The organism is Thermomicrobiales bacterium, from assembly GCA_023954495.1.
Taxonomy (GTDB): Bacteria; Chloroflexota; Chloroflexia; order Thermomicrobiales; family CFX8; genus JAMLIA01.
On record JAMLIA010000092.1, the window covers coordinates 1 to 11,892 of the forward strand.

The 11,892-nt window shown below is 62.6% G+C and carries 11 protein-coding genes; 4 read left to right on the plus strand and 7 right to left on the minus strand.

What is annotated here, in order from left to right:
- Positions 1–185 precede the first annotated feature (185 nt).
- From mug to M9890_13810, 7 genes are all read right to left on the minus strand, one after another.
- Positions 186–707 (minus strand): G/U mismatch-specific DNA glycosylase, encoded by a 522-nt coding sequence (gene mug / locus M9890_13780; GenBank protein MCO5178022.1) that lies wholly within the window; start codon positions 705–707, stop codon positions 186–188.
- The gene (locus M9890_13785) at positions 704–1,585 is read right to left on the minus strand and encodes a M48 family metalloprotease (protein ID MCO5178023.1); all 882 of its coding nucleotides are present in this window, start codon (positions 1,583–1,585) and stop codon (positions 704–706) included. The genes mug and M9890_13785 overlap by 4 nt, the downstream gene beginning before the upstream one ends.
- Positions 1,582–2,775 carry a diphosphate--fructose-6-phosphate 1-phosphotransferase gene (locus tag M9890_13790; GenBank protein MCO5178024.1) on the minus strand — a complete coding sequence of 398 codons (1,194 nt, stop codon included), beginning with the start codon at positions 2,773–2,775 and terminating at the stop codon, positions 1,582–1,584. Before M9890_13790 ends, M9890_13785 begins: the two co-directional genes overlap by 4 nt.
- Positions 2,776–2,905: 130 nt before the next feature.
- Positions 2,906–4,183: an MFS transporter gene (locus M9890_13795; GenBank protein MCO5178025.1), complete on the minus strand. Its 1,278-nt coding sequence runs from the start codon at positions 4,181–4,183 to the stop codon at positions 2,906–2,908.
- Entirely contained in the window at positions 4,183–4,380 is a 198-nt protein-coding gene (locus tag M9890_13800; GenBank protein MCO5178026.1) for a hypothetical protein, read from the minus strand. Before M9890_13800 ends, M9890_13795 begins: the two co-directional genes overlap by 1 nt.
- 96 nt (positions 4,381–4,476) lie before the next feature.
- Positions 4,477–5,310 carry an ABC transporter permease gene (locus tag M9890_13805; GenBank protein MCO5178027.1) on the minus strand — a complete coding sequence of 278 codons (834 nt, stop codon included), beginning with the start codon at positions 5,308–5,310 and terminating at the stop codon, positions 4,477–4,479.
- 14 nt (positions 5,311–5,324) lie between these two features.
- Positions 5,325–6,269: an ABC transporter ATP-binding protein gene (locus tag M9890_13810; GenBank protein MCO5178028.1), complete on the minus strand. Its 945-nt coding sequence runs from the start codon at positions 6,267–6,269 to the stop codon at positions 5,325–5,327.
- 1,216 nt (positions 6,270–7,485) lie between these two features.
- On the opposite strand from M9890_13810, the gene M9890_13815 reads away from it, so the two are divergent.
- From M9890_13815 to M9890_13830, 4 genes are all read left to right on the plus strand, one after another.
- Positions 7,486–8,490, plus strand: coding sequence for an ABC transporter permease (locus tag M9890_13815; GenBank protein ID MCO5178029.1), 1,005 nt, complete (start codon positions 7,486–7,488; stop codon positions 8,488–8,490).
- A complete protein-coding gene (locus tag M9890_13820) occupies positions 8,487–9,404 on the plus strand; it encodes an ABC transporter permease (GenBank protein ID MCO5178030.1) in 918 nt (305 codons plus the stop codon). Before M9890_13815 ends, M9890_13820 begins: the two co-directional genes overlap by 4 nt.
- A 158-nt stretch (positions 9,405–9,562) precedes the next feature.
- The gene (locus M9890_13825; protein MCO5178031.1) at positions 9,563–11,329 is read left to right on the plus strand and encodes an ABC transporter substrate-binding protein; all 1,767 of its coding nucleotides are present in this window, start codon (positions 9,563–9,565) and stop codon (positions 11,327–11,329) included.
- Positions 11,330–11,440: 111 nt separating this feature from the next.
- The coding region (locus M9890_13830) for an SAM-dependent methyltransferase (GenBank protein ID MCO5178032.1) at positions 11,441–11,892 on the plus strand (452 nt) is incomplete at its 3' end.

Consider the following 11,892-nt stretch of genomic DNA (forward strand, 5'->3'; position numbering starts at 1 on the left):
CAGCGATCGCCTCAGCGATTTCCTTCTCGCCGCTCGCTCCCGGAACGAGGCTCGGGTTGATGGATGGAATGCGAACCAGTTCCGCCGTGGCGTCGATCAGTGCCTGGCGATCAATCTCAATCACGTCATGCTCCCCATTAGACAGTCGTTCAGTATCGAGAGGATCAGACCGAGCAGCGCAAACGTCAAGCCCGATGGTCGAGAAATGGGACGACGGCGCGGTAATGTTCGACCAGCTCATCAAAGGTCATGCGGTTCAGCCCGGACGGCGACGGCAGGACGAGATCGACGGTGCCGGCAACGACCGGCTCCGGCTGGATGCCCCACGTCGGCCGCGACGACCCGCGCAACCAGCGGTAAACGCCAATGCCGGTATAGGCCATCGCCGCCGGTCGGTAGCGCTCGATCTTCTCGCGCAGCAGCGTCGCGCCCTCGCGGATCTCGTCGCGGGTCAGCTCATCCGCCCGCCGTGTCGGGCGCGCGACGATGTTGGTGAAGCCGATGCCCATTGCCAGCAGTTTGGTGTCTTCCTCCGGCAGATAACGCCGCTCGGTAATGCCGGCGGCCTCCAGTACGCGCCAGAAGCGGTTGCCGGGGAAGGCGTAATGATTGCCGGTCTGGCTGGAGGTGAGTGATGGATTGTATCCGCAGAAGACGACGCTGAGTCCCGGCGCGAGCAGGTCGGAAATGCTGGGTGCGTCCGTCACAGGCGCGAGTCGTCAGCGGCCAATCGCGCAACGCGCTCGCCCGTTGTCGGGTGCGTGTCGATCAGTCGACTCAGCCGCTCCGGCCCGAACGGGTGGATGACCATCAGGCTGCAGAGCGCAGGATTCACTGGCGCAGGCACGCGTCCGGCCAGCGCGCCGATCTTGCGCAGAGCGGCGATCAGCGGCTCACGGTCGCCGATCAGGCGGGCCGCTTCGGCGTCGGCGTGGAACTCGTCGCTGCGCTCGGAGCTAACGCGAATGAGCAGTGCCGTGAACGGCATGGCGACAAACGCGATCGCATCGCGGATCGGCCGCAGATGCCGCCCGCCCCAGGCTCGTGGAATGCGGCGTCGGAACGCGCGGTCGTAGAGCAGGTCGGATCCGCTGGCGGCGGCGATGCAGCCGGGCAGCGACCCGAGCATCGCCGCGATCGTCACGCCGGTGCGGTCGCGACGTTCGAGGTGCGCGATTTCGTGGGCCAGCACGGCGGTGAGCTGGTCGTGCGGCAGGAACTCAAGGAGTCCGCTGGTCACGCCGATGATCCCGCCTCCCGGTGTTGCCGCCGCAAACGCGTTCGGTGTGCGGATCTGCGAAATCGCGACGACAGGACGCGGCACGCCGGCCGATTCCGCCAGCGTGTGAACGATGCTGAGCAGCTTGGCATGCTCCTCCGGGTCGGCGATCTTTGCCCGCATCATCCGCAGCAGCAGCGGTCGTGCCATCGCGAACGCCAGCGCTTGCAGGCCGAGGCCGATCCCGATGGCGATGAGCACGCCCTCCCAACCCGCCAGCAATGCGCCAACGAGCACAAAGGGAATGAGGATCGTCGCCGAAACGCTGACAAGGTGTCGTACGGTCTGTCGCTCGAACGCATTCATATGAGTACCTCGTACTCCGGCAGTGGGTCGCCCAGCAACGGTCGCGCCCAGGCGCGGAATTCGTCTGTAACGTTGTGGCCGGTTGGATCGATCATGGAATCCGGCATGCGTCGCTCGATGGTTGCGATGCGGTCGAGTGGCGCGACGCCGTAATCAACAGTGTATGGATGTGTGCTCGTCCGGCAGATGGTGACCATCACGCCGGATGCGCCGCCGATAGCGTGCTGGACGGCTTCTCGCCCAACTTGCTCGGCTTCGTCGAGATCGGTTGATGACGCGGACGCCATCGCCATCCGTGCGATGGTGCCCGGCTTGTCGTAGCGCGCCTGGATGCCGAGTCGGCTGCTGAGCTCGCGGCTCAGCGTGCTGCCGACACCGCGGTAGTAGGCGTGTCCGAACGCGTCGGTCCACTCCGGCGTCGTGCCGCCAACCGGCGTGCCGTCTGCCCAGCGCATCGTCTCCGGTGTTACCAGCACGGCGTAGCCGTCGCGCTCGATCGTCGTCGCGATCATCGTCGTCAGCGTGTCGATGCCGTCGATCGGTCGCTCCGGCAGGCAGAGGATCGGCTGCGGCAGATCGCCGAAGGCCAGTCCGGCGCTGGCTGCCAGCCAGCCGGCATTGCGGCCCATGACTTCGATGATCTTGACCGGATAGATCTGGCGCATTGCACGTGTGTCGAACGCCGCATCGCGCACGGAGAGTGCGGTGTAGCGCGCGACCGACCCATAGCCCGGGCAGTGGTCGGTTTCAGGCAGATCGTTGTCGATGGTCTTCGGGATGGTGACGACCTGCAGCGCCTGTCCGCGCTTAGCAGCGGCGGCGTGCAGGCGCAGCGCCGTCTCGGCGGTGTCATTCCCACCAATCGGCAGGAATGCCGTGACGCTTAGTTCCGCGAACCGATCGAGGATCGCTGGGATCTCGGCATCAGTTGGACGATGACGGCTCGTTCCGAGCGCCGCCGACGGCGTCAACCGCAAGCGATCAAGCTGCTCGGCCGACATACGCGACAGGTCGACGAACGCGTCATTCAACACACCCTCGATACCGCACACGGCACCAAGGATCGTGCTGTATGTCTCACTCTGCTGCGCGGCGGCGATGATGCCGACCAGGCTGGCATTCATGACAACGGTTGGGCCGCCGGATTGGGCGACCAGCAAAGTCCCGGCTGGGATGGTTCTGCCCCCCACCTTGCAGTTGCACACGACACCCCACTGTCCGTGTGCATGCTTCGATTCTAGGCAGTGGGCAGACGCTGACGCAACCACAAAGCCATCACATTTTTGAGATGTGATGGCTCTGCCGTCGTGCCGGTTCGCGTCAGTCGGAGTTGCTGGAAGCGTGCGTCACGACTTCCGCGTCGGCTGTAATGAGCGGCTTCTCGCCCTGCCCCAGCGCACGCCCGTAGAGCAGCAAGCTTGGCAGCAGTGCGACAGTCGCAGCGCTGAGTGCTGCCCGGAGCGAGAACACCGAGCCGATCGCTCCGATGCCGGGTCCACCGGCGATCTGCCCGAGCGCATCCGCCTGCCCACTCATCGAGATCACTGTCGCGCGGACGCGCGGGTCGATGCTCTGATTGATCCAGGCTGAGGTCAATGGCGCATTGAGTCCGCGTAGCACGGTGGCCACAACGAACGCCACGGCAGCAAACGTAAAGTTTCCCGCCAGCGCGAAGGCACCCATTGCGATGACGAGCAGCGTGTCGATAAACAGCAGCGACCGGGTCACGGTCTTGTGGCTACTGGTGTCGATCCGCCGTCGTAGAACCTCGGCAAACACAATCTTCAACACCGCGGCACTGAAGGTCAGGATGCCGTACCAGACCACCGATTGCAGTCCGCCGAACGTGGGGAGCGTGAACGAGTCCAGCAGGTGCGCGGGCGACAAACGATCGAACCCCTCGCTTGCCATGCCGAAGAAGAACGTGATGGCGAAGATCGTCAGCAGCAGTGGCCGCCGACGAGTCAGCCGCGCGCCGTCGAGGAACGTCTCGCGCATGTGGCCCCACGAGCTGCGGTCCTCACGAGGCGTCGGCTGGAATCCATGCTCCGTCATGACCGCGATCAGGAAGCCCGCCAGTCCGAGCATCAGGAACCCGGCGATGATGATCGGCAGATTCAGATAGAACGTCGCCAGGCCGACACCGATCGGTGTCGCGATCAGCGTGCCGATCTGGCTGGCCTGCGAGCCGCGCAAGAACGCGGGCCCGGCTCGGCGCTCGCCGATCTCATCAACAATCCAGGCTTCCTGCGCCCCACTGAGGAACGTGTAGCCGATCCCCATGATGACGTTGCCGAGCAGGATGATCAGGAACGATGGTACGGCCACGACCAGCAACCCCGCGCCGAGCAGGCCCATCCCGATGATGACCGACAGGCGGCGGCTGTAGACATCCGCGACGATGCCGGTCGGGATTTCGAACAGGAAGCAAGTCGCTTCCAGCACGGTCCCAACCAGCACTAGTTGCAGCGGACTGAGCCCGACGCGCTCGACCTGAAAGACGAGGTTGACGCTGAACGCCAGCCAGAGAAAGAACGTGCTCGCAGCGCAGATCAGCAGGTACAGCCGATACGGATCGAGCCGTATGGTGCGGCCCACTATGAACCGACCTGCGCCGACCCAGCCGCCACCGCATCGTCGTTCATCCCGCCGACTTCAGTCTCTGGCTCGTCAGCCGGCTCGAACCGAACCAGCCACACCGATCCGTCGTCCGTCTCCGACCTCCAGCCGAGCGTTGCCCGCCAGCCGCGCCTCTGCAGGCACCTGGCAAGCTCACTTCCTTCGCGTGTAACCACGTGCGTGAGATCCCCGTTTTTCTCACCACCGATGGTTGTTTCAAGAACATTCATCATGCGCACCAATATTCTCTGTGCTCCCACATCCCCGGGAGCTTATCCACTTCGCTTCAGGCGTCCCGTTCGTTTGGCATAGCGTTCGAAGTAGCCAAAGACCGCCATACCGAGCGGGACGGTGATGAGTCCGATAATCAGGAGCGGCAACATCTTCGGCAGCAGGTCGATCGTCCCGGTGCCGTCGAGAATCGCGGCCCGCATGGCGTCCAGCACGTAGGTCGCCGGTGAGACGGTCGCCAGCGCCTGCATCCAGCCCGGCAGCACTTCGATCGGGTAATAGACACCCGAAACAAGCAGCAGGATGGACGAGATGATGAACGTCATCTGCTCGCCCTTCTCCGGGAAGAGGAGCGGCAGCACCGCGCCGATGATGCCGAACCCGATGAACGACAGGCTGCCGATCACGATCGTCAGCAGCGCACCGATCAGGTTCGCGCCGCGCAGGTTAATGTCGAAGAACATCGCCAGCACGCCGAGTAGCAGCGCCGAACGGATGATTCCGTAGATGATGGCGAAGATCGACTGCCCCACCATGTGGGTGAGCCGGTTGATCGGAGCCATCATCGTGTACTCGATCGTCCCCTCCCAGCGCTCCCAGGCGATCATCTCGGCCATGTTCATAAAGATCGAGTTCAGGTAACTCCAGACGAGCGTACCGATCGCCAGAAAGAGCAGGAGCTGCGTGCCGTCATCTCCCTGCGCCTTGCCGATGAACATGATCGACATCGACGAGGCAGCCGAGTAGATCAGGAATGCGATTTCCCAGCCCCAGTAGCGCTTGGTCAGATTCCAGTTGCGTTCAACGAAGGCGTAGGACGCCCGCGCCTCCCGCCCCAGCGTCGCGACCGGCGAGAGTGATCGCGCTTGCGACATTGTCGTTTCCTCTCTCAGGCCGCTTCAGCCGGATTGTCTTCGTGGTCGTCCGTCAGGTTCCGACCAGTCAGTGCGATAAACACATCTTCGAGCGTCGGGTTCGCCAGACCGTCGCGCTCGCGAACGATCTGCTTCAGCTCCTCGACAGTGCCAATGGCGATCAGCTGCCCCTCGTCCATAATCGCGATCCGATCGCAGAGCGCCTCGGCCTCGTCCATGTCGTGCGAGCAGATCACGATCGTCGCATCATGCCGGTCGCGTAGCTCGTGGACGAACTTCTGCACGTCCTTCTTCGAGCGCGGATCCAGCCCGGTCGTCGGCTCGTCCAGCAGCAGCAGGACCGGCGAGGTCAGGAACGCGCGGGCGATCGCGACCTTCTGCTGCATCCCGCGGGACATCTGCTCCAGCGGCGCATTGATCCGATCCGCCTTGATCTCCAGTCCGCCGAGGATCGTCGTGATCTCCTGTCGCAGGTCTTCGCCGGTGCGCCCGTACAGCCGCATGGCGTAGAGCAGGTTCTCCATCGGCGAGAGCTTCTTGAAGAACGACGCCTCAACCGACACGCGGTTGATCAGGCGCTTCACCTGCATCTCGTTGGCTTGCACGTCGTAGCCAAACACGGTGATCTCGCCCGAATCCGGGATCAGCAGCGTCGAGATCAGGCGGATCAGCGTCGACTTGCCGGAGCCGTTCGCGCCCAGGATCCCGAAGATCTCATTCCGGCGCACTTCCAGACTGATGTCGTCCAGCGCCCGCACGTCCTTTTGCGGCTCGACCGGCGTTCGGCGAAACGGCAGCGCACGCCGCTTCTTCTTGGAGAACACCTTCGACGCGTTGCGGATGACAACCGCCGGCCCGTGGTCGGCGATGGTCGGCAGCATCGAGCGGTCGACCGTGAGATTCATGCCGATGACGCCCTTTGTGTCTGGCGCTTGCGGATCGAGGATCTGTGGGGACATCAGCGTCTCCTCCCTGCTACATTCGCCGGCCGTGAGGACGGCACTGTCAACATCTCTGTCATCGTTCGGTCAATACAGTCGCGCCGGGTCTTACTGGTGTACATTCGATACGCTCCAATTCACCGAGTTTGGTTGGATGAGTGAGTTCAACATCTTCAGCTTCGTCGTCCGGCGCAGAGTCCCGATTCCGAGACAACAAAAAACCGCGGGCTCCGGACCATCTGTCAGGTCCGCCCGCGGTTAATGGGCTTCGGTTGCCTCAGCTACGCGAGGTCAACACTCCCATTCCGACGACAGACCTGGGCGCACTCCGCCCTTGAGCAGCGCGAAGCCACCCTTGAACGGCGCACGAAGGCGAACGATGGCGCTGAACGTGTTCATCGAACCCCCTCCGTTTCCGTTCGTCAGATCTGTCACAGTTACTTCCATCTTCATTGCAACATGTGCCAACCTGCGGCGGGCACGTCGACCATCATAGGGCGAGTGCCGCCTGATGTCAATAGTTTTTTCGCGGTGTTGAAGGTCAATGAAGACGTCAACGCAACATGGCGATCATCTCGGCGCGGCAGGTAGTCGCGTCCCCTGTTATCTTGAGTAGTTGATCGCAGCGAATCCTCCAGGCGAACGAGCCGGTGCCAATCCGTTCGTACGAATATGACCCGGCTTGTCCATCGCCGTGAGGCGATCTTTCCCGCGCCGGATGAAGGCGACTCCAACCCATCGCCGATCCCGTCGGCCCCCAACATCTTGCGGCCGATGGGGTGCGCGATGCGCGCGCATCCAACGGATACAGTGCGGTGCGTCGCTGCCCCTTCGCCCCAATGCCGTCGACAACGCATCGGCTTGTGAACACGCCATCGATTGGATGGGCATCTCCCGGCGATGATTACGTATGTACGGCCACGCGATATCGGTATACGATACCTGTCGAGATATGCCGAATCGGCTGCGTGTCCCGCGCAAGTTCGTCGTATCGGCATGACAACATGACCATATCGCCGAATCACGGTTGACAATCGCGTGGCGTATTGGTAACTTGCCGCCCAGATTCGCGGACAATATAGCGAGCGATGCACCCCTGTGGGTCTGCAATGAATACAGCACATTTCTCCGGCAGTGTGCGATGGGCCGGATCCGTTGGCCCACCTGGCCCGGATCGCGTTCTTACGCCGATGGTTTCCGATGTCTGCAGGAAGCAGGACTTCGCTTCATGGTCATGAGATTAGTCGTCCGGCGACTCATTGCGCTTGTCTTTGTCCTCTTCGCGCTTTCAGCCATCACCTTCGCGCTCTCGCATGTTGTGCCGTCCGATCCGGCGCGCATGATCGCCGGGCCGCGTGCCAGCCCGGAGGCTGTCGAGTTGGTCCGCAAGGAGTACGGGCTCGACCAGCCAGTGCTGACGCAGTATGTCAACTACGTGACCGGCATCGTCCAACTGGACTTCGGGAAATCTCTGACGTCACGACGTGCCGTCTCCGATGATCTGCGCGAGTATGTGCCCGCGACGATCGAGTTGACCCTCTACGCCATCATCTTTTCCGTCGTTGTCGGCTTGCCACTCGGTGTCCTGTCGGCGGTAAAGCGCAGTACTGGCGTGGATGCGTTCGGTCGGGTCATTTCGGTTCTTGGTCTGTCGATCCCATCCTTCTGGCTCGCGCTGATATTGCAGTTCTTCCTGTTCGCGAAACTGGGGTTACTGCCGGACGGGCAACGCCTGCCAGTCGGAATCGATCCTCCGCGCGCAATCACGCATCTGTACACGATCGACGCGTTGCTGACCGGCAATTTCCACACCTGGTGGGTCGCCTCGAAGCATCTGGCGATGCCGGCCTTTGTGCTTGGCTTTGGTGCACTCGCGGTCATCACCCGTATGGCGCGGGCGGGCATGCTTGAGGTGCTGGGGCAGGACTACATCCGAACCGCCCGTGCCAAGGGCCTTGCCCCGGGCCGCGTCATCACCGGGCACGCGCTGAAGAACGCGCTGCTGCCGGCGGTGACCGTCATCGGGCTCCAGGTCGGCTTGCTGCTTGGCGGCGCGGTCCTGATTGAGATCGTCTTCTCCTGGCCGGGTATTGGTCGCTACGCGTTCCAGGCGATTCAGAACATGGACCAGAACGCCGTCATCTCGGTGACGCTGGTCATCGGGGCTGGGTACGTCGTGATGAACATGCTCGTTGATATTGCGTATGTCCTGTTGGATCCGAGACTGAAGGCAAAATGACAGATTCTGATGCACAGCTCGCCGGTACCGCTTCGGGTGGCCTGCACCAGCCCGTCCAGTTTCAGTCACGCACGGGCCTGCGCTACTTTCTGAAACGCTTCGCAGGCGAATCGCCGCTGAACGTTGTCGCGTTGGCGATCATCATCCTGTTCCTGCTGCTGTCGATCTTCGGCCGCATGATCGCGCCCTACGATCCGATCGCGCCGAGCATCGCTGACAAGTTCTCTCCGCCCTCGACCGAGCACTGGCTCGGGACCGACGAGCTTGGCCGCGACATTCTCAGCCGCGTGCTGACCGGGACGCGCATCTCACTCGGCATCGCCACACTCATCCTGTCGATCGCGATCACCTTCGGCGTCCTCGTCGGTGCGATTGCAGGGTATGTCGGTGGTTGGGTCGACGAGGTCCTGATGCGCATCACCGACGTCTTCCTCGCCTTCCCGGCCCTGATCCTGGCAATGGGCATCGCCGCATCGCTCGGGCGCGACTTGAAAAACGTCATCATCGCGCTGACGCTCGTCTACTGGCCGTGGTATGCCCGCCTCATCCGCGGGCAGGTCCTGTCAATGCGCGAGCGCGATTTCGTCGAGGCCGCCCACGCCATCGGCATGCGCCCGTCGCGTGTGCTGGTGCGGCATATCCTGCCCAACACCATCGCGCCGATCATCGTTCAGGCGACGGTCGATGTTGGTTATGCCGTTTTGGCTACTGCTGGCTTGTCATTTATCGGACTCGGTGCACAGCCGCCATCGCCCGAATGGGGCACGATGATCGCTGGCGCTCGCACCTACTTCCGCGTGGCATGGTGGTACATGACCTTCCCCGGCCTCGCGCTGACGTTGACGGTCATTGGCTTCAACCTGCTCGGCGATGGATTGCGAGACTACTTCGATCCCCGGACACGTACTCGCTAGTGGCGCTCAGACGCTAACCGACTCACGAAAGGAGGTGGCCCTGCCACCAGATACTCCGTGTGAAACAACACAGGCAGCCACTCCGCGATCAGTCGTCCACGGCCAAGACAACAGCGGAGCAGGGACATTCGCATTCAGATTTCGAGGGGATGGATGACGTGGTAGACGACCAGACATATCAGGAAAAGCTTAAGGGGCTCGTGAGCAGAAGCGCCGTATCGCGCCGTTCGTTGCTGAAGCGCGGACTTGCGCTCGGCCTGGCAACGCCGGCGGTCATGACCTTGCTGGCCGCTTGCGGTGGCGATGACGACGATTCCAGCTCCGGCGACAGCGGCTCGGGCGGCACCACCGCCACCGAGTCGACCGGCGGCTCCGAGGCGACCGAGAGCACCGATTCGGGCGACAGTGGCTCCAGTGCAAACAAAGAGTTCGTCATGGTGATCAACAGCGCAGTCGCCGATGCTGACCCGCAATCAGCGTACGACAACGTCGCCAGCTCGCTGTTCTTCGCCACCTACGAAATGCTCATTCGCTTTGACGGCGAGAGCACCACCGAGTACGTGCCAATGCTCGCGACCAGCTGGGAGCAGAACGACGACGCGACTGAATACACCTTCGTGATCCCGGAGAACGTCAAGTTCCATGACGATTCGGACTGCGATGCCCAGTCGGTCAAGGATTCGTTCGCGCGCCTGCTCAACATGGGCCGCGGCCCGGTGAGTGTCATCAGCCGCTTTGTCAGCGACGCCGACGCGCAGATCAGCGTCGAGAACCCGACGACGGTCAAGTTCACCATGAACAAGCCCGAGCCGCTCTTCCTCTCCGCCATGGCGTCCGAGTACGGACCGTTCGTCATGTCGATGAAGGCGATGGAAGAGCACAAGACCGACGCCGATCCCTACGCTCACGAATGGTTCAGCCAGAACATGGTTGGCACTGGCCCGTACTTCGTCTCCGAAAACTCGCCGCAGGATCGCGTTGTCTTCGATCGCTTCGAGGACTACCACGGTGCGGCACCGTTCTTCGAGCGCATCGTCGCTCGTGTCGTCTCTGAGGACGCAACCCGCCGTCAGTTGATCGAAACCGGCGATGCGGATGCCGTCGCGATTTTGCCGCCGGAAGATCTTGAGGCGCTCCAGACGAATCCGGACGTCCAGGTCGTTGAGTACGCCTCGACCCAGTGCAACTGGATTCGCTCGAACTACGTCACGATCCCTGATCCGAAGGCGCGGCAGGCGTTCGCCTACGCCTGGCCGTACGAAGAAGTCATCGACGGCGTGATGAAGGGTTTTGCCGTGGTACAGGGCCCGATCGCGGACTCCGTCATCGGGTTCGATCCGGACGTGCCGGTCTACACTACCGATCTCGACAAGGCCAAGAGTCTGCTCGCCGAGGCCGGCATTGCCGAAGGTGAGACCTTCACCTTTATGTATGGCTCGGGCGACATGACGATTGCTTCGATGGCGCAGCTGTTTCAGGCGAATCTGGCCCAGATTGGCATCAATCTCGACATCCAGCAGATCGACCGTGCCGCGCTGATCGACCTGAACTACGGTGATGCGCCTGCGGAAGAGCGCCCGCACTTCACCTCGACCGGCTGGTGGCCGGACTACAACGACTCGTGGAGCCAGTTCTATCCGAACTTCCACACCAAGTCGATCGGTAGCGCGGGCGCAAATTCGTCGTACTACTCGAACGCCGAGGCCGATGATCTCATGGATCAGCTCGAAGTTGCCACGACGGTCGAAGAGATCGAGGATCTCACCAGCAAGCTCCTGCAGCTCATGATGTGGGACGATCCGGCCGGGATTTTCTACTCGCAGCTCACGAAGACCGCCGTCCTGTCCAAGGGCATCCGCGGCTTCGTCCCGAACGGCATCTACATCAACTCGTTCAACTTCCCGGACATGAGCCGCGAAGGCTAGAACACCGCTGCTTCGAGCAGACCAGCGGGCAGGTGGCGCGAGAGCGTTATCTGCCCGTTTTGTTCGTGTGCGGCATCGTACGATTGCTGCGACGACGAATGAGGTGAGGTGATGCAGGTTATCGATCCCGGACCAGCTGCGCGTTCGCGACCCGAGCTCGTCGCCGAAGTCCGCGCCGAGATCGAAGCCAGTGGCCGGATGACGTTCGCGCGCTTCATGGAGCTGGCGCTGACGCACCCGCAGTACGGCTACTACACAGCGACCGACGCAGCGCCCGGATTTGGTGGTGACTTCCTGACCGCGCCGGAGACGCATAGCATGTTCGGCACGCTGCTCGCGCGGCAGATTGCGGAGTGCTGGGAGCGGCTAGGGCGACCAGCGCCGTTCGTTGTGCGCGAGTTCGGCGCTGGGTCGGCGACACTGGCGCTGACCGTGCTGGCCGGGCTGCGCGACGAGTCGCCCGACGTGTTGGCAGCTCTGCGCTACGAGCTGAGCGATGTCAACGACGCGCGCCTCGCAGACGGCCTGGCGCAGGCCGAGGCGGCCGGATTCGGTGGCAGTGT